The following is an 18,492-nucleotide window of genomic DNA, read 5'->3' on the forward strand; positions in this document are numbered from 1 at the left end:
TGATTTCCGTTCCGGCTAGGCGCTTTCCTGGGGGTGTCCGATGAGCCGCTTCGCTTCGCTGCAGGGTCTCATCTGTGACACTAATCCCCAAGGAGTCGTCCAGCCTCCACTACAATCAACATTTGCACGGTATACTTTTTAGCAAAATGTCATCTGTAAATTACGATGATGGACCAAAATTTATTAGAAATCACTTGTATGTAGCAATTACCACAAAGAGGGGGTGATTTCCGTTCCAGCTAAGCAGTTTCCTGGGGGTGTCCGATGAGCCGCTTCGCTGCAGGGTCTCATCTGTGACACTAATCCCCAAGGAGTCGCCCAGCCTCCACTCCAATCAACCATTTCACTTAGTTGTTTCTTCGGGTATGAAAATCACCCTCAGCTAAAGCACTACAACATTCACAAAGATCTTCTTCATCATTTTGTTTTTCAACACTACTCTCTAAGCTCACTGTATAAATCTTGGATTTATACGTTTACGCTCCTGCTTTTGCTCAATAATTTCTACGAATTTCAACGTTGCTCGAGATAAAGGCACACTTTTTAAATAACACATGCCAATGCTTCGTGTTGGAATACTTTCTATTAATGTTAACTCATATAAAAGGCCACGTTGCAAATAATCCTTAGAAAATTCTTTCGTTACACAGGCAATCCCTAAATTACTTCGTGCAAATTCAAGCACTAGATCATGTGAACCAAGCTCAAACTCAGGTTCAATATGGATTCCTCTTGCAAACAAATAATCTTCTACGTACTTTCTTGAATTAGACTTTTTCTCTAAAAAAATAAGTGGAAACTTTAGCAGATCCTCAAAGCTTATACTTTTTGAAGCCAACGTTTTGTACTTCTCGCCACATACAAAAATATCTTGAACCTCTGTGCAAGCGGTTAACTGTAATGTCGGATCTTCTATCGGAAAATTGCAAAGTCCTATATCAACCTCACCAGATTTAATAAAATTACAAATTTCCGAAGTCGTTCCATTTAACATTTGTAATTTTATATTTGGATACATCGTATGAAATGCCTCTAGATAAGGCATTAAAAAGAAACGAGAAATAGTATCTCCTACCCCAATTTTCAACTGACCTGTTGTTAAATTTTTAAATTCTAGCAGCTTCTCCTCGCCAGCATCTAAAAGGCCTAATGCTGAATTTGTATATTCATACAGAAGGCTGCCCTCAGTTGTTAATGTCACCCCTTTAGGTGTGCGATTAAAAAGACGTGTGCCGAGCTCCTTTTCTAATTGCATCATAGCTTGGCTAACAGCTGGTTGAGTCATATATAAATCTTTAGCAGCACTTGAAAAGCTATTATTTTTAGCAACGATACTAAAAACGCGATATAAATCTAATTTCCCTATCATATAAGCACCTCTTATAGCTATTATACGAACTATTAATTTTACTTATATCACTAAAGAGGCGTATAGTAAAACCATATTGATTTAATTTCACAATATTTAACTTTTTTCAGTAGGCGAAAAAGAATCAGCAAGGAGTTTTTTTGTGAAACCCACAACCGGTTCCAGACGCAATCATGCCGAGGCATAACTATTAATCATACATTTATCTATTAATAAGGAGAGATTATTTTGGAACGTGTAGTTGGTACAGTAGTAAGAGGTCTTCGTGGTCCGATTATTAACGAAGGCGATAATATTGAGCAAATTGTTGTTGATACAGTATTAAACGCAGCAAAGACTGAAGGCTATTCAATTGAAGATCGTGACATCGTCACAGTAACAGAATCTGTCGTAGCGCGTGCACAAGGTAACTATGCATCCATCGATGACATCGCAGCGGACGTAGCTGCTAAATTTGGTGATGATACTGTTGGTGTTATTTTTCCAATCCTAAGCCGCAATCGCTTCGCTAACTGCTTACGCGGTATTGCAAAAGGCGTTAAAAAAGTTGTTCTTATGCTTAGCTATCCATCTGATGAAGTTGGGAACCACCTAGTTGATATCGATGAGCTAGATGTAAAAGGGATTAATCCTTGGACAGATACTTTAACTGAGGCTGAATTCCGTGAGCATTTCGGCTATAAAAAACATACATTTACAGGCGTAGATTATATTGAATATTATAAAGAACTAATCGAAGCTGAGGGCGCGTCTTGTGAAGTTATCTTTTCAAACAACCCAAAAACAATTTTAGATTTTACGAAGAGCGTTTTAACTTGTGATATTCATACACGCTTACGCACAAAACGTATTTTAACGGTAAATGGTGCTGAAAAAGTATACAGTCTTGATAATATTTTATCTGAGCCTAATAACGACTCTGGCTTTAATGCAGAATATGGTCTACTTGGTTCAAATAAAGCTACTGAAGATAGCGTAAAATTATTCCCACATACTTGCCAACCAATCGTTGATGGCATCCAAGCAAAGATCAAGGAAGCTACTGGTAAAACAGTTGAAGTAATGGTTTACGGTGATGGTGCTTTTAAAGATCCTGTGGGCAAGATTTGGGAGTTAGCTGACCCTGTTGTTTCTCCAGCTTTCACAGCTGGATTAGACGGCACACCAAACGAAGTAAAACTAAAATACTTAGCGGATAACGATTTTGCGGAACTTCGCGGCGAAGAATTAAAAGCAGCCATTTCTGAGTATATCCAAAACAAAGATGAAGATTTAACTGGGCAAATGGCCGCTCAAGGTACAACGCCTCGTCGTTTAACAGACTTAATCGGCTCTCTTTCAGATTTAACTTCAGGTTCAGGCGACAAAGGAACACCAATGATTTATATTCAAGGTTATTTTGATAACTACACAAAATAAAAAGCTATAAAAAATGAACGCCCATTTTCGCTTGGGCGTTCATTTTTATATAGTGGACATGCTTCAATGTCGACACTATATCCAAAAACTAATTTTTCTATTATTTCATTTAGTGAGGTTGACAGGAATCGAACCTGTGAATCCCTATTTTATAAAGGGACATGCAGCCACTGCATACTTCCTCATATACATTATTTTTTATTGATTTCAAATTAAAGAATTACATTTTTCTCAGTCCTTTTTCTTTTAGTAGGTATGCCTCACTTATTTCAATTGATTAGGTATCACTTCTTCGTTTAACCAATGTTCGCTTGTTCGAACATGATTCTGTCTCACAAATTTCCCTAGATTATATCGAAAATCATCATAATGGAAGGAATCCGCATTTCTAATAACATACCCTTCCTGCTCACCTCCAAGAAGTGATTTTCCTGTAAACGTCTTCTTTATTTTTTCTTCATCGAAAATGCCCCGATATAATACAGGCGCCGTTTCAATCCCCAGTTTAGCTGCATAATGGACTGTCTCATCCCAGCTTAAACACATATTTTTTTCGTTCCAAATACTAAATAAATAAAAGTAACTAGTTAATTCATTGTAGTAAATGGAGTGCTTGGCATAAACGTTTTCACCGCATAATCTCCACGCTTCTGGAATTTGGAATGCAAATGTAGCATGAAACGTTTTTACCCAATGCCTAGATGGATGATCTCCTGAATTTAAGCTTCTAGCATGCATATAGTTTTGATACAGTGTTGTTCCTTCCCCATCTAATTTTTCGGTTACAACAACCTCTTTTCCAATAAAATGATTAACATTTTTAGCAACCTTATCATCATGTGTATACCCTCTACTCCACGGCAAATGAAAGCTTCTTGGATATTTCATCAAATTGGTCATAAACTCACTTCCTTTATTTACATCTACTTCGCAAATTGATCTGCCTCACGAAAGAAATAAAGCTTTGTTAATAAGTCACCATCTAATAAATGATAAATCTTACTCGATCCATTATCGCCTCCATATTGAATTAACATATGAAATTGCACTAAATTAACAACCTTTAAAACAAAGTCTTCTTCAAAGCCAAGTTCTAATAAAAAATGGCATACCATTTGAGCAGATACATTTTCATGTCCATAATATCCATATCTTTGTTGTAATTCTTTATATTTTTTACAAAACGGTTTCCCTACATCATGGAATAGAGCAGCTATTTGTAGTGCAAGCTTGTCACTCTCCATATAGTATTCATTCATATATTCATAAACAAAATACGTATGCTGGCAAAGGAAAAATTGATGATACGGATTTTCTTGATTAAATTGATAAATTTCTTTAAATGATTGGACTGATCTTAACTTCTGAAAAAGCTCCTCATATGTGGTTTCACTTTGGATTAGTGAAATAAACTGCTCTTTTGACATTTCATACGGACTCGCTTCATGTACAATATGCACCTCTTCAAACCCTTCCCCCACTATCGGAAACTCCAAATTCTTTCTCATCTTTTCCATAATTACTAACGGAACTTTTCTCTTTCTTTGTTGATTTCTTGACAAACACAATTCATAAGGTGTATCAAAATAATAACACACAAACTTTACATCACGAGACATTTTACCTATAGAAAATATCCTACGTTCTCTCTCGATATTTGTCGCATCAACAATAACAGATTGCCCTTTGGCCACACATTCATTTAAACGCTCATACAAAACACGGAATACTATTCGCGATTGCTGCCTTGTAGCATCACCAAATAACTCTTGACGTATAGCATCACTTGAAAGAATAAGCGCGTTTTCGCTTTTGGCTAGCCCCTTAACGAACGTGCTCTTACCACTTCCAGGTAACCCAACTGTAAATATCACCTTCATTTTTTCACCCCCTTTCAAGTGTCTATATCGTTTATAGAAACATATTCTTTAGTTAGTAATCGACTTCTATTCTTCTTATTTATCAAAAATTAACCATCAGCTTAGCTTTAAAGTATAGAGATTAATTTTTGATGGTTACAATAACAACAAAGAGACACAGGGATAATTATCATAACGTGGAGTTGATCTTCGTTCCCACCGGACGCTTTCTTAAAGGCATCCGTTGAGCCTCTCGGACCAACATCTGTGCGAAAGCGTAGCGTCAGCGACAACACTACATTAATCATAAAGGTGCGTTATCACAAGGCGCGGCGCCAATTCATAAGGAATTAGCAAACCTCCACCTCCATCACCTTAAACTCATGATGCCATACCAAAAGATAGGTGACCATCCATAAAAAGTAACATTCTCCAAAAGAGAGAAATCAGGCTACAAAAAAGACTGCCCTAACTTTTCAGGAACAGTCTTTTATCAAAAATTTGATTTTCTTTTATAATTTAATTATATCATAAATTTGCCAAAATTACTAGACTATACTTCTTTCCAAACTAGCTGTATGATAAATTTCCCGATTCTAAATCCATATTGAAAGGAATGTGAGTAACATTGGAAAAGCAATATGAACGGACAGAAGAAAATCAGTACCTTGTTCTTTGTTTAAATACAGTTGATCACAAAAAAGAGGAGTTACTACAAAAGGAAAAGGATGTTAGAGACAATGTATTAACATTAAAGAAAACCTTTTGGGATGACGTCAGAGTGAATTTAGATACTCCTGAGGATATAGACGAAACTTATTATGCTATTAAACAACAGGCGGAGCTCTTATCCGATTCTCAACATGCTCAGCAACGTGCCATCAAGGATGTAAAAACTTATGACCGCTTACTGCAATCACCTTATTTTGCTCGCATTGATTTTTTACAGGATGGGCAAAACGAACCTTTAAAGATTTATATCGGTGTAGCAACCTTAATGGATGAAGATAATGAAAACATACTAATTTATGATTGGCGAGCCCCTATATCAAGTATGTATTATGATTACACCCCTGGCCCAGCTACTTATGAAACAGCGACTGACGACATTCAAGGTGAGGTGCTTTTAAAGCGGCAATTTATCATTAAGAATGGTCAATTGCAATCGATGTTTAATACTGGATTAACAATTGGTGATGACTTATTACTCGATATTCTCGCTCAAAATGCAAATGAACATATCCGTAGCATCGTAGCAACGATTCAAGCCGAACAAAATAAAATTATTCGACATGTCAACACGCCTTATCTCATCGTAGAAGGTGTCGCGGGTAGTGGAAAAACAGCTGTTGCTCTCCAACGCGTTGCTTATTTGTTGTATCATTATCGAGACCAAATTACTGCTGATCAAATTTTATTGATTACACCTAATCAGCTCTTTAATCAATATGTTCATACCGTTTTACCGGATTTAGGTGAAGATAATATGCAGCAATTAACCTTCTCCGAATATGCAACAAAACGTTTAGGTCGACAGTTCCAATTGGAGTATCCTTACGAGCAATTGGAGTCACTTTTAACAGAGAAAAATGACTTGCTCTACCAAACGAAGCTTACTACTATTTCTTTCAAAGCTAGCCTCCAATATCGAGAATTGATGGACAAATATATAGAGTACCTTGCCGATGACGGTTTGCTATTTAAAAACATTGTTTTTCGAGGAGAAAGAATTATTACAGCGCAAGAAATTGCTGAGTACTTTTATTCGTTCAATGCGACAATTCCCATTCCAAATCGACTACAGTTAGTGAAAGAATGGTTATTACAACAACTATCGAAAATTGAAAAGACAGAACGGACGAAAGAATGGGTAGAAGAAGCTAGTGAACTGTTAGACATTGAAGAATATACAAAAACCTATAGTGAACTTTTACATGAAGGTCGCTTTTCAGAAAACTCCTTTGATGATTTTGAGCAAGAGCGCAAGAAAATAGCCATCCAAATTGTCAAAAAACAGCTCAAGCCACTTCGTCAATCTGTGAAACAATTAAAGTTCGTTCATTTGTTAGGCATTTATCGTCAACTGTTTGATATGAACAAGACTATTCATCAGCAATTACAGAACTTTTTACCCGACCATTGGGAAGAAATCTGTCAACAAACACTCCCTAATTTAACAAAGCGCATTATTTCATATGAAGATGCCGCTCCATTTTTATATTTGCAGGACAAAATAGAAGGTCAACGAACAAATACGATGATTCGTCATGTTTTGGTTGATGAAGCACAAGACTATTCTCCATTTCAGCTATTTGTATTACAACAATTATTTCCACGTGCACGTATGACTATATTAGGAGACGGACATCAAACTATCCATCCCCATACCTTTAAAAACCCTTCACTGCTGACGCCACAATTGTATGGTGAACAAGCAGAAAAAATAATATTAACGAAAAGTTATCGCTCAACAAAACAAATTATTCACCTTACTTCGAAGATTTTACATGAGAACGCAAAAGTAGAAGCCTTTAATCGAACTGGTTCAGAACCGACGATCACGATTGTTTCGAATGAAATAGATTTAATCGAACAGCTTGTCGAAAAGATTAACAGCTTGTCCCTAAATTTCGAAACAATTGCAGTCATCTGTAAAACAGAGCAAGAGTGTACGAAGGTTTTTGAACAAATGAAAGACCAAGTAGATATTCAGCTCATTAGCCATCATACAAATCAATTTAAAAAAGGTATTTTACTGTTGCCTGCTTATATGGCAAAAGGAATTGAATTCGACGCTGTCTTAATATACAATGCTTCCTCAGCTACTTATTTTAGAGAAACAGAACGTAATTATTTTTACACAGCTTGTACACGAGCTATGCACGAATTGCATATCTATTACATTAATGAGTTAACCCATTTTTTAAAACTTTAATTTCAATAAAAAAGAGAATCTGCATGCTTCGATTGAAGGCTAGCAGATTCTCTTTTTTAAATGTAGTAATTATAATCCTCAGGAATTACACGTTTTAAGAATTTCTTCGTGCGCTCTTCTTTCGGATTAACAAATATATCATGTGGGCTTCCTTCTTCTACAACGACACCACCGTCCATAAAAATCACTCGGTTGGCTACGTCTTTTGCAAAGCCCATTTCATGTGTGACAACAAGCATCGTTGTCCCTTCTGCTGCAATGTTTTTCATAACCTGAAGGACTTCTCCTACTAGCTCTGGATCAAGTGCAGAAGTCGGTTCATCAAATAAAATAATATCAGGGTTCAACGCTACTGCCCGTGCAATACCGACTCGTTGTTGCTGGCCTCCAGACAATTGACTTGGGTAGGCATCATATTTTTCTGATAAACCTACTTTATCAAGCGCTTTTTTGCCAATATCTATGGCTTCTGCCTTTGGAATTTTACGTCCTATAATAAGCCCTTCTGTCACATTTTCTAACGCTGTTTTATTCGTAAAAAGATTGTAATTTTGGAATACAAAGGCTACCCGTTGTCGAATAGAATGTACGTCCTTCTTCTTCACATTTTGAAAATCTACTTGGATATCGCCAAATGTCGCATGTCCCTGGTCGGCTTTCTCTAAAAAGTTAATGCAACGTAATAATGTTGTTTTTCCCGAGCCGCTGGGACCTAAAATAACGACAACATCTCCTTTATCAATGGCTAAATCGACACCTTTTAAAATTTCATTGTTACCAAATGATTTATGAATATTTTTAATTTCTAGCATACTCGTTCACCCCTTAGGCTTTTGCCACTTTGAATTTACTTAAATGTTTTTCATATCGTTTAAAAATGTATTCAACCGTACTACATAAAATTAAGTACACAATGAAAATATCAATATATGCTTCCACGTAATTGTAGCCAACATTGGCAGCTACTTTAGCTTTTAATGTAATTTCAGGTAAGGACATTGCATAGCCTAAAGACGTCGCTTTAATGAGATTGACTGTGGCTGTACAAATATTCGGCATCGCTACTACTAAAGCCTGCGGAATAATAATACGGCGATAAGCTTGAAATGTTGTTAAGCCTACTGCTTGAGCTGCCTCTAGCTGACCTTTATCAATCGTACTTAAAGCAGAACGAAATACTTCTATTAAAATTGCCGTCGTACTAAATGCGAAGACAATAAATGCATACCAGATTGGATTGATTTTATAAATGTCATAGGCAATATTATATTTTTCAAAAATAATTTTAAGTACTAATGGAATACTACTATAAATAATAAAGATTTGAATGATTATCGGTGTACCTCGGACAAAGGAGACATATATCTTTGCTATATGATGAATCACCGGGATTTTATTGACCCGTGTTAGTGCTAGTAGGAAGCCTAGTGGTAAAGCAACAAGCATAGCAACAATTGTCACAAGGAGTGCGATAGGTACACCTGATAATGCAACAAAAAATGTTTCAACTAAAAATTGATAATTCACGGTTACGCCTCCTTATGTTGTTTCTAATGTCTTTTTCCCCTTACCAAAAAACTTTTCTAGCATAGCGAAGAATTTTTCGATAATAATCGACAGGACCCAATAAACAATGGCTAAAGCGATATATATTTCTAATGCATGTGCATTAATATTACTTGCGATAATTAAATTTGCCTTACCGACAATATCAATTAAGCCGATTGTATAAGCAAGCGCCCCTTCTTGTAATAACGCAATCATTCCATTCCCAAAGTTCGGTAAAGCGATAACGAGTGCCTGCGGGAAAATAATACGGCGATAAGCTTGGACTGGCGTTAATCCCACACTAACAGCCGCTTCAAATTGCCCTTTATCAATCGCTAAATAAGCAGAACGAATAACTTCTGACATAATCGCCGCAAACTGTAAAGTGAACGTTACGACTACGAAAATGGCTGTTTCAATTGAATGGAGATTTATGCCGAAGTTTTCCGCTAACGCTGGAACACCATAATAGACGAGGAATAATAAGACGATAGATGGTGTACAACGCATAATCGTTGTATATAAGTTCGCTAATTTTCGCAGCAATTTTATTGAACTTAACTTGGCAGCCGCTAATAGTAAGCCAAATATTGTGCCTAGTACAATGGAAGATCCTGCGACTAGGAAGGTCACTTTTAAAAACGGCAATAATACAGGAATTGAGTTCCAAATGTATGATGAATCAAAATACTTCTCCATTTCCTCACCAACTTCTATATAGATGTACAATAAGAGGTGTGTTGATTAGCCATTTTTAATTACTAAAATTAAGTAGAATACGCTGATTTCCGTTACGCGCTATTTGCTTTCCGGCGGGAGTCAAGTAGACCTTCACTACAATCAGCTAAATATGCTCATATATAAGGTAAATCACAAAAAATCCTTTTTTACCCAACAATTGACCAACATTTTTCCCTAATCAACACACCTGATACAATAATTCTCTTTTTATTAATAAAGACTGCTGAGTATACTGACTCAACAGCCTTTTATTTGGTAGTACCGCTACCGCCTATTAGCGCTTCACGGTTTCTAACACTTCAAATAAATCTCGACCGTAAAACTTAGTGCTTAATTCATTTGTTTTCTTTTGCTCTTTAATTTTTGCTATAGCTTTATCGTAAGCATCTGCAAATTCCTGGTCTTTTTTATTGAATAACGGCCATGTTTTAATAACGGCAAATTCGTTGTAAACTACGTCATCCTTTAAATTATGATAGGGGCCATCTTCTGCTATGACTTGTTGTTTAAATGGACCTTCAATCATGACACCGCCATCGACACGTTTTTCATTTACCCATTGCACAACATCGACAGTGAACGCATCACCAGCCTGTAATTTCACTTTATTGTCTGGGTTGGCTTTATTATATTCATCAATAATTGTGTATTGAGCATTATTCGCAGCAATTGGAGCTAATGAATAACCCTTATTCGCAAAGTCGGCTAATGTTTTTACGCCTTCATCCTCTTTACGTAATACTAAACCCGCACTACTTAAGCCTAAAAATTCTTTAGGGAAAATAAACTTTTCCGTACGTTCTTGCGTAAAGAAGGCATTTTTTATTCCTACTTGATATTTCCCTTGCTCAACACCAATTAGTAAATCATCACTAGTCGTGCCTACAAATTCAAACTTATAGTCAGGTAACTGTTCATCCACTAACTTCATGACTTCCACATCGTAGCCAGTCGGATTTCCGTTATCATCAAGATAACTAATTGGCTTAGATGCCTGGTCAAATGCAACCTTCACTGTACGTACTTTCCCGCCATCCTCTGAATCTTTATCTGAAGCTTCACCTGAATTACAGCCTGCTAAAATAGCAAGTGAAGCTAACCCGAGTGCAGCCAATTGGAAAATCTTTTTCTTTTGTTTAAACATATGTCATTTCCCCTTATTCTCCATTGTTTTGTAATTGATGTTCAGTCGATTTCTGCTGTTCAATTGCGGCATTTGCCAATTTAATAATTGTCATATCATCCATCGGTGGATTATGAAGTCCTGCACGAACATTTCGATAATAACGCTGTAATGGATTCGTTAATTGTAGGCTTTTAGCTCCTACTACACGCATTGCCTTATCGACGATTTCAATTGCCAAATTTGTTACGGTATGCTTAGCAACTGCCATTTCATTTACCAAAAGCTCACGTCTAGCTGGGTCATCATAAGCTTCGGCAACTCCATAGAGTACAAAACGCGCTTGATATAGCTTTAATTCAATATCACCTAGGAGTTGCTGCACATTAGGTAATGTACTAATGGGAGCATTTAAACTATTAGGTTGATAATGATTTGCAAAATGCAGCGCATAATCGCGGGCTGCCTGCGCAATCCCTAAGTATGTTGCTGGTATATGTAGAATCCAACCATTTATTTTGCCGCCACTTGGGTGACTTGGTAACTCTACTAAATGATTTGAAGGAACGATTACATCTTTTAACACTAGGTCATGACTACTTGTGCCTCGCATTGCAGACATTTCCCAGTTCTCTTCGATTGAAAGCCCTTTGGCATCTTTATGAATAAGGAAGTAACCAATTTGATTTTTCTCCTCAACCCATGCTGATGTTAAGAAGTAATCTAGTACTGGGGAGGCTGTCGTAAAGATTTTACGCCCATTTATGAGCCAACCAGCCTCTTTAGAAACAGCATTCGTTCCGGGTCGCCCTCCACGTGTTGGACTACCTGTTGCCGCTTCACTCGCAGCCCTATTTATAATTGCACCGTTCTTTATTTCCTGAGCAAACGAACTTAGTAAATCGTCTGTCCATAGCTTTTTCTCATATAGTTCACCTACAACGCCTAATGTCCATCCTAGCGAGAGTGAAGCATTCTCGTCATAGCTTGCTAACGTTTCTTGAACGAGTACCATATCATAGACTGATAATCCTTCACCGCCAAATTCTTTCGGTAAAGTTAGTTTTGGATAACCAATTTGCAGAAGTAGTTTATGTGCTTCGAATGGAAAACGAGATTGTTCATCTACTTCTTTAGCTTCAGCCTTTATTGACTCCGAAATAGATGCTAGCTGATCAAGCCAATACTGTTGTTGCTTTGTTTTAACAAATAAATTTTTCAAGAAAATCTCCTTCTTCCCAAAATGTATAAAACATATATACTTACTAAGAATTAATGTTGTAAAAAATCTCTAACTACGTTTTGTAGCAAGAGAATGTGTGGTACTGAATTTTCTGATTCGTTGACATTTATAATACTTTTCACATTTAAAAATGTCAATGGGATAATAACAAGTTTTTTTATAAGTTTTATATCCATTACTTACATGTCTTCTTTTTTCACCAAGCCATATTTACAGCATATGCTAACACTATAGAAAGAGGTGCATGTATGACTAATAATATGAATCCAGCCTTAAATAATATACCTATTTCGCCTATGACCCCTCAGGTTATTCAGACGAAATTTGGAGATATTAATGGAGATGGCTTACTTGAAACTGTTCTTTTGATGGGGAATAAAACACCAGATAGCCCTTTGTGGAAAAACCTAACGCTTGCGATATTTTACGGACAGACGCACCAATTCGAAAAAATAATGCTAAAACAAAGCGTCGGGTACAACCCAACTATATTTTTAGGTGACTTTACTGGGAATCATCAAGATGATATTTTAGCTATTTCTGACACGGGGGGTAGTGGCGGTATTATCAATGGTGAAATATTTGCCTCAATAAACGGGAAAATACGCTCAATTTTTGATGCAGAAACGTTTAGTAATACGCTAAAATACACTGTTAATTATCAAAACCAATATAAAGTAGCCGTCCGTAGCATGAATCCCAAAAAACAATATATCATAGATTTACAATACAAAGGTCAGGAGTATTTAGCAGAAATTTATAATCAAGACGGTACACTAAAGCACCCAATTCAAGGATGGGTTGATCCAATCAGCGGATTATATCCGGTCGACTATGAACGAGATGGCATATATGAAATTTTAGCGTATCAGACTATAGCAGGCAGATTTCATGCCGATGGATTAGGTTATGTAGAAAATATTTTGAAATGGGATGGCAATAAATTTAGCGTTGACCGTCAAACTGTAGCGATTTTTGGCGAAGATTTAAAATAAGTTACCATGTCCTTATATAAGGACAAAGCAAGAATTTGCCTGATTTCCGCAATCGAAATTGGACAGATTCTTGCCTTTTCTAGGGTAGACAAGGCTTATTTTTCTACTAATGCAAAATAATTATTTTCGTGATCAGCAAAATTAAAAACTCTACCCATTGGCATCATGACTAAATCCCCTACTTTAACGCCTTTTGCTTGAAAATCTTGATATAGATCTTCTATATGTTCGGCATAAAACATTATAGAAGGTGTCCCTAAATTTAAGTCAGGCTGCATTTTTGCAATGATTTCTTTATTGTGTAAAACAAAGGTAGTTTGAGCTTCTTTAGTAGGAGCAATTTCAATCCAGCGTACTCCGCCCTCTTCCTGATCAGCAACTACAACAAATCCAACTTTTTCTGTCCAAAATTTCACGGCAGTATCTTGATCATTTACATACAACATTACTTGTCCAATTTGTCGAATCATGAAACAATTCCCTCCTCTTTTGAGCATTAGTATACATCAAAAAGTAGCTTTATATGTCATTTAGCGGTTATCGTTTTTAGGAGAATTTTAAAGTATTTATTGAAGAAATCTACTATATAGTGAACAGTTATTATAAAATGCTTAACTTTTATCTTATTTTTGGTAAAATGAGCCTAGCTATCTATTGTTTACATAGAAAGTTAATGTATAGACTTTATCACCATCCACTCAGGCATTATTACTTACTCAATATTCGGTGATAAAAAAGTTTAAAATACTATATCATAGTGAGGATAATTCAAGTGAAACAACTAAGTTTAAGGAAAAAGCTCATTTTTTCGTTTTTAGCAATGCTTCTCATTCCAACACTGTTAATTGGAATTGTGTCTTACCAAAGTGCTGGAAGGCAAATTTCAAAAGAACAGCAAGCAAGTGCAACTGAAAGTGTGCGCATGCTTAATACGAATATTACTAACACGATTGAGCCAAAAGTGAAAGACGTTCAATATTTTTCAAACAAGCTCCATCAATCTTATTTACAAGAAGGTAAAACTACAGAACTTAAATCTCTTTTCCACGAATACATGAACATGCATCCAGAGGTGGAGCTAATTTATATCGGAACCTCTGATGGCAGACTACTGGATGAACCTGCCCAAAAATACCCTAGTGGGTTTGACCCTCGTAAAAGATCTTGGTATACGCAAGCTGTAGATAACAAAGACCAAGTATCTATTACAGCTCCATACGTTACACAGACTACAGGTGATATCGTTCTTACGATTACTCAGGCTTTACCAGACGGCTCAGGGGTAATAGGGCTAGATGTAAATATATCTAGATTAAGTACCATCACGAATGATATACGCATTGGAGAAACTGGCTTTGCTTCACTTTTAGATAGTAATAAAATTTATATTGCCCACCCAAATAAAGAAAGTGGTGCTGAAGCAACAGAAAGCTATATTACTAAAATCTATGAACAAGATAGTGGTACTGTTATAGAGAAAGATCGACAACTTCAATTTGTTACAAATAAGCTAACAGGCTGGAAAGTCGTTGGTACCATGTTTACAGCTGAGGCTGCTAACGCTGCTGCTTCAACATTTAATATCAATTTAATAATTATCGCCATTTCTATTACTGTTGGCATTATTTTTATGCTATTCATGATCAAATCAGTCGTTAACCCGATCAATCGACTTAAACAAAGCGCTATAAAAATTAGCGAGGGCGATTTAACAGAGTTTATTGACAATCATTCGAAAGATGAGATTGGACAGCTTGGAGAAGCTTTTATCGCCATGAAGGTTAACTTAAAAAAACTTATTCGTAACGTTGATCAAAGCTCTCAACATGTTCAAACTTCGGCGCATGGCTTATCTGCGAATGCCGAACAAAATATCGCTGCTTCTGAACAAGTTACTGAAGCTATGCAGCAGGTTGCTGTCAGTACAGAAAAACAAACAACTGGTATTGACCAAAATGCTGTTTCTATTGAGGAAATCGCAAAAGGAGTCGTCGAGATCGCTGATAGCTCCATGCAGGTTTCCGATTTATCGAGCCGTGCTATACAATTGGCCGATGAAGGCGGACAAGCAGTAGAACAAACTGTTAATCAAATGGTCTCGATTCATGAATCTGTGACACAATCGGATACGATGATTAAATCACTCTATGATCGAACAAAAGAAATTGGTTCTATTTTAGAAATTATTAGCGCTATTTCAGAGCAAACAAATCTGCTTGCCCTTAATGCTGCTATTGAGGCAGCGCGAGCTGGAGAGCACGGGAAAGGCTTTGCAGTAGTTGCCGATGAAGTGCGGAAGTTAGCAGAGCAATCTCATCAATCGGCAGAGCAGATTTCTGCACTAATTTCTGGCATTCAGCAAGATACGGCTAAGTCTGTTCAAACAATGATGAAAACTTCAGCCGATGTCCAGGATGGTTTACAGCTAACAGAAGATACAAGTAAAAAGTTTTCAAGTATCATTAAGCGTCTCCACGAAATTGCTCCGAAAGTGGAGGATATATCTGCATCAGCTCAGGAGATGTCAGCAGTAGTCGAAGAGGTTTCTGCAACAGCTATAGAACTAACAGATCATGCTAAAATAAATGCTGCAGCGTCAGAGGAAGTTGCCGCTTCAACTGAACAAACATTGTCTTCGATGCAGGAAATGGCTGTAGCCTCAAAAGCACTTCTCGATATGGCTGATGAATTACAAAGCTATGTGAATCGTTTTAAATACTAAAAAGAAAAGCACGATGTTAATGGAGAACTTTCCAAAAACATCGTGCTTTTTAATAGTAATTTTATCTATTCTCCTCATGACTAAATTGCCATTCAACACCAAATTTATCAGTAAGAGAACCATAACATTTACTCCAAAACGTTTCTTGTAGCTCCATCGTAACTTTGCCACCTTCTTTAAGGCCATCAAAAGCTTTTCGCATCTGGGCCTCATCGCCTGAGACAACGGCTAACGTTACATTGTTTCCAATCGTGAATGGGTGTCCTGGAAATGTATCTGAAAACATTACAGTGCTACCAAAAATCGAAAGTCGCGTATGCATGACAAGATCTTTTGCTTCCTCTGGTAATGGATAACTTGGATTCTGTGGTGAATCTCCAAACGTCATAATTTCAGGCTTGTTTGTATTAAAAACTGTCTCATAAAAAGTTACAGCCTCTCGACAATTTCCATTAAAATTTAAATAAACCTCTACTGCCATTTTCAACACTCCCTTTGTCATTTTCGAAACAATTTTATTTTACACGGTTAATAACTAATAGTACAAATCTTAGAATCAATAAATTACTTTCCTTCTTTTGAAAAACAATAACAGCTTACTCCCCTACAAAAGCTCAGGATTTCCTCTAACTACTTTTAACTTTTGAATAAAGTAAACTTACACCGCCTTCCCACTCTAACAAAAAGTGATATATCTATATATTTCGCTTAATTCCTGTTCTTTCCTGCTATTTTTTTATTAATTTAGATAAAAGCTTTGACATTTACTCGAAAATAATGTAAATTACCAAATGACGAACAATTTAAATCAAAACTTAAAAAATATTCGTATTTTAGGAGTGTTTATAATGGATAACGTATTTGACTATGAGGATATTCAGCTAATTCCCGCAAAATGTATTGTAGAAAGTCGCTCAGAATGTGATACTTCTGTTACTTTAGGCGGTCATACATTCAAGCTTCCGGTTGTACCAGCAAACATGCAAACAATTATCGACGAAAGTCTTGCTGTGAAGCTTGCTGAAAACGGTTACTTTTATATCATGCACCGTTTTAATCCAGAAACTCGTATCGATTTCATCAAAGATATGCAAGCTCGTGGCTTAATCGCATCTATTAGTGTTGGTGTAAAAGATGAAGAATACACATTTATTGAAGAATTAGCAGCTGCTAATGTAGTGCCTGATTTTATGACAATCGATATTGCACATGGGCATTCAAATGCTGTTATTCGTATGATTCAGCATATTAAAAAACATCTACCAACTAGCTTTGTAATTGCTGGTAATGTGGGCACACCTGAGGCAGTTCGTGAACTTGAAAATGCTGGTGCAGATGCAACAAAAGTTGGTATTGGACCAGGTAAAGTATGTATTACTAAAATCAAAACTGGTTTTGGTACAGGTGGTTGGCAGCTGGCTGCACTACGCTGGTGTGCAAAAGCTGCAACAAAGCCAATTATCGCTGATGGTGGTATTCGTACACATGGTGATATTGCAAAATCGGTTCGCTTTGGTGCTTCAATGGTAATGATTGGCTCATTATTTGCAGGTCACGAGGAGTCACCTGGTGAAACAATCGAAATCGACGGTAAAACTGTGAAGGAATACTTCGGGTCTGCTTCTGAATTCCAAAAAGGCGAACGTAAAAATGTTGAAGGTAAAAAGATGTTTGTTGAACATAAGGGCAGCATCAAAGATACTTTAATTGAAATGCAGCAAGATCTTCAATCGTCTATTTCTTATGCAGGTGGCAATAAACTAGATGCCATTCGAAATGTAGATTATGTAATTGTGAAGAACTCTATTTTTAATGGAGATAAAGTATACTAAAAACTATAAGAACCCAAACAAGAATGAAATAAATTCTTGTTTGGGTTTTTTGTTGGTTTCCGTTTCTCCTAGGGCAAATACTGAGCAATTTTTCGGACTACCCGAGCGTTCTCGGCTCTTGGTTGACCGATTCTTTTGTTGAAAACATATCTTTGCAGCAAAAGAAAAAATGCTACCAATGAAGTGTAGCATTTCCCTTTAAATTATAGTTTGTTAATAACAGCGTGGATCGTTTCTTTTAATTCTTCATCATGATCAGAAAGGTCTACAAGATTTGCTACACGCTCACGTAATAATGGACGTTCAATTACAAGCTTTTCATCAAGTACTTGTACTAGTAACTCGATAATAAGACGATCACGTACGTTTAATGCTTCCTCTAAACGCTCTGGTGTAATTTTTCCTGTTTTTGCTGCTTTAGCCATTTTAAAAACCCCTTTTAAATTTTATATTCATGCACATCTATTTTAGCATACAGCTAATTTATTTTAAAAACTTTCTTTCGCTAATATATAGGCTCATTACTATAACTTGTGGTTGATTTCCGTTCCGACTGGGCGCTTTTTTTGCTGCCGCTTCGCTTTCATACAGAAAACATTTGTGTTGCGTCGCTACGCTTTCGCACAGCGCAAAGCTTCCCGAGGGCGTCCACTGATCCCCAAGGAGTCGCCAGCCTCCACTCAACCTATACTCATAACATACGTTT

16 protein-coding genes are annotated in these 18,492 nt (G+C 36.6%); 5 read left to right on the forward strand and 11 right to left on the reverse strand.

The annotated features are described in order from the left end of the window. Positions 1 to 448 precede the first annotated feature (448 nt). Entirely contained in the window at positions 449 to 1,369 is a 921-nt protein-coding gene (locus ACFTQ7_RS11955; RefSeq protein ID WP_349660222.1) for a LysR family transcriptional regulator, read from the reverse strand. 228 nt (positions 1,370 to 1,597) lie between these two features. Between ACFTQ7_RS11955 and ACFTQ7_RS11960 the strand changes: the two genes are divergently transcribed. Next, a complete protein-coding gene (locus ACFTQ7_RS11960) occupies positions 1,598 to 2,788 on the forward strand; it encodes a coenzyme F420-0:L-glutamate ligase (protein WP_386828908.1) in 1,191 nt (396 codons plus the stop codon). Positions 2,789 to 3,052: 264 nt separating this feature from the next. Here ACFTQ7_RS11960 and ACFTQ7_RS11965 read toward each other — a convergent pair whose 3' ends face one another. Together ACFTQ7_RS11965 and ACFTQ7_RS11970 are read right to left on the reverse strand one after the other, a co-directional pair. Continuing rightward, positions 3,053 to 3,688, reverse strand: coding sequence for an RNA ligase family protein (locus ACFTQ7_RS11965; protein ID WP_386828910.1), 636 nt, complete (start codon positions 3,686 to 3,688; stop codon positions 3,053 to 3,055). A 23-nt stretch (positions 3,689 to 3,711) separates the two neighbouring features. Beyond that, positions 3,712 to 4,668, reverse strand: coding sequence for an AAA family ATPase (locus ACFTQ7_RS11970; RefSeq protein ID WP_386828912.1), 957 nt, complete (start codon positions 4,666 to 4,668; stop codon positions 3,712 to 3,714). Positions 4,669 to 5,275: 607 nt separating this feature from the next. On the opposite strand from ACFTQ7_RS11970, the gene helD reads away from it, so the two are divergent. Further along, positions 5,276 to 7,582 (forward strand): RNA polymerase recycling motor HelD, encoded by a 2,307-nt coding sequence (helD, locus tag ACFTQ7_RS11975; RefSeq protein WP_386828913.1) that lies wholly within the window; start codon positions 5,276 to 5,278, stop codon positions 7,580 to 7,582. Positions 7,583 to 7,638: 56 nt separating this feature from the next. On the opposite strand, the gene ACFTQ7_RS11980 is transcribed toward helD, so the two are convergent. The 5 genes from ACFTQ7_RS11980 to ACFTQ7_RS12000 all read right to left on the reverse strand — a co-directional run bounded on the left by ACFTQ7_RS11980 (position 7,639) and on the right by ACFTQ7_RS12000 (position 12,216). Further along, positions 7,639 to 8,394 (reverse strand): amino acid ABC transporter ATP-binding protein, encoded by a 756-nt coding sequence (locus tag ACFTQ7_RS11980; protein ID WP_386828915.1) that lies wholly within the window; start codon positions 8,392 to 8,394, stop codon positions 7,639 to 7,641. Positions 8,395 to 8,407: 13 nt separating this feature from the next. Continuing rightward, a complete protein-coding gene (locus tag ACFTQ7_RS11985) occupies positions 8,408 to 9,109 on the reverse strand; it encodes an amino acid ABC transporter permease (RefSeq protein ID WP_386828917.1) in 702 nt (233 codons plus the stop codon). Between the two features lie 12 nt (positions 9,110 to 9,121). Further along, on the reverse strand, positions 9,122 to 9,829 hold the full coding sequence (locus ACFTQ7_RS11990; RefSeq protein WP_349660215.1) for an amino acid ABC transporter permease: 708 nt from the start codon (positions 9,827 to 9,829) through the stop codon (positions 9,122 to 9,124). A gap of 316 nt (positions 9,830 to 10,145) precedes the next feature. After that, on the reverse strand, positions 10,146 to 11,015 hold the full coding sequence (locus ACFTQ7_RS11995) for a transporter substrate-binding domain-containing protein (RefSeq protein ID WP_386828920.1): 870 nt from the start codon (positions 11,013 to 11,015) through the stop codon (positions 10,146 to 10,148). Between the two features lie 13 nt (positions 11,016 to 11,028). Next, a complete protein-coding gene (locus ACFTQ7_RS12000) occupies positions 11,029 to 12,216 on the reverse strand; it encodes an acyl-CoA dehydrogenase family protein (RefSeq protein WP_386828922.1) in 1,188 nt (395 codons plus the stop codon). A gap of 269 nt (positions 12,217 to 12,485) precedes the next feature. Between ACFTQ7_RS12000 and ACFTQ7_RS12005 the strand changes: the two genes are divergently transcribed. Next, positions 12,486 to 13,232, forward strand: a complete 747-nt coding sequence (locus tag ACFTQ7_RS12005) for a hypothetical protein (RefSeq protein WP_386828924.1) — start codon at positions 12,486 to 12,488, stop codon at positions 13,230 to 13,232. A gap of 95 nt (positions 13,233 to 13,327) precedes the next feature. Here the strand turns inward: ACFTQ7_RS12005 and ACFTQ7_RS12010 are convergent, their stop codons facing one another. Continuing rightward, positions 13,328 to 13,702, reverse strand: coding sequence for a VOC family protein (locus ACFTQ7_RS12010; protein ID WP_197142626.1), 375 nt, complete (start codon positions 13,700 to 13,702; stop codon positions 13,328 to 13,330). A 302-nt stretch (positions 13,703 to 14,004) separates the two neighbouring features. Here ACFTQ7_RS12010 and ACFTQ7_RS12015 point away from each other — a divergent pair, with 302 nt between their 5' ends. Continuing rightward, entirely contained in the window at positions 14,005 to 15,954 is a 1,950-nt protein-coding gene (locus ACFTQ7_RS12015) for a methyl-accepting chemotaxis protein (RefSeq protein ID WP_386828927.1), read from the forward strand. 61 nt (positions 15,955 to 16,015) lie between these two features. On the opposite strand, the gene ACFTQ7_RS12020 is transcribed toward ACFTQ7_RS12015, so the two are convergent. After that, positions 16,016 to 16,435: a VOC family protein gene (locus ACFTQ7_RS12020; RefSeq protein WP_349660210.1), complete on the reverse strand. Its 420-nt coding sequence runs from the start codon at positions 16,433 to 16,435 to the stop codon at positions 16,016 to 16,018. 367 nt (positions 16,436 to 16,802) lie between these two features. On the opposite strand from ACFTQ7_RS12020, the gene guaC reads away from it, so the two are divergent. Continuing rightward, positions 16,803 to 17,786, forward strand: a complete 984-nt coding sequence (gene guaC, locus ACFTQ7_RS12025) for a GMP reductase (protein ID WP_386828929.1) — start codon at positions 16,803 to 16,805, stop codon at positions 17,784 to 17,786. A 203-nt stretch (positions 17,787 to 17,989) separates the two neighbouring features. Here guaC and ACFTQ7_RS12030 read toward each other — a convergent pair whose 3' ends face one another. Beyond that, the gene (locus ACFTQ7_RS12030) at positions 17,990 to 18,211 is read right to left on the reverse strand and encodes a phosphate-starvation-inducible protein PsiE (RefSeq protein ID WP_386828930.1); all 222 of its coding nucleotides are present in this window, start codon (positions 18,209 to 18,211) and stop codon (positions 17,990 to 17,992) included. Positions 18,212 to 18,492: the final 281 nt, after the last annotated feature.

Source organism: Lysinibacillus sp. NPDC056959, assembly GCF_042674095.1.
Classification (GTDB): Bacteria; Bacillota; Bacilli; order Bacillales_A; family Planococcaceae; genus Lysinibacillus; species Lysinibacillus zambalensis.

Excerpts from the sequence above, each read along its gene's own strand:
- ACFTQ7_RS11955 (WP_349660222.1), bottom strand. The coding sequence starts at position 1,369 with ATGATAGGGAAATTAGATTTATATCGCGTTTTTAGTATCGTTGCTAAA.
- ACFTQ7_RS11965 (WP_386828910.1), bottom strand. The coding sequence starts at position 3,688 with ATGACCAATTTGATGAAATATCCAAGAAGCTTTCATTTGCCGTGGAGT.
- ACFTQ7_RS11970 (WP_386828912.1), bottom strand. The coding sequence starts at position 4,668 with ATGAAGGTGATATTTACAGTTGGGTTACCTGGAAGTGGTAAGAGCACG.
- ACFTQ7_RS11980 (WP_386828915.1), bottom strand. The coding sequence starts at position 8,394 with ATGCTAGAAATTAAAAATATTCATAAATCATTTGGTAACAATGAAATT.
- ACFTQ7_RS11990 (WP_349660215.1), bottom strand. The coding sequence starts at position 9,829 with ATGGAGAAGTATTTTGATTCATCATACATTTGGAACTCAATTCCTGTA.
- ACFTQ7_RS11995 (WP_386828920.1), bottom strand. The coding sequence starts at position 11,015 with ATGTTTAAACAAAAGAAAAAGATTTTCCAATTGGCTGCACTCGGGTTA.
- ACFTQ7_RS12005 (WP_386828924.1), top strand. The coding sequence starts at position 12,486 with ATGACTAATAATATGAATCCAGCCTTAAATAATATACCTATTTCGCCT.
- ACFTQ7_RS12010 (WP_197142626.1), bottom strand. The coding sequence starts at position 13,702 with ATGATTCGACAAATTGGACAAGTAATGTTGTATGTAAATGATCAAGAT.
- ACFTQ7_RS12020 (WP_349660210.1), bottom strand. The coding sequence starts at position 16,435 with ATGGCAGTAGAGGTTTATTTAAATTTTAATGGAAATTGTCGAGAGGCT.
- guaC (WP_386828929.1), top strand. The coding sequence starts at position 16,803 with ATGGATAACGTATTTGACTATGAGGATATTCAGCTAATTCCCGCAAAA.
- ACFTQ7_RS12030 (WP_386828930.1), bottom strand. The coding sequence starts at position 18,211 with ATGGCTAAAGCAGCAAAAACAGGAAAAATTACACCAGAGCGTTTAGAG.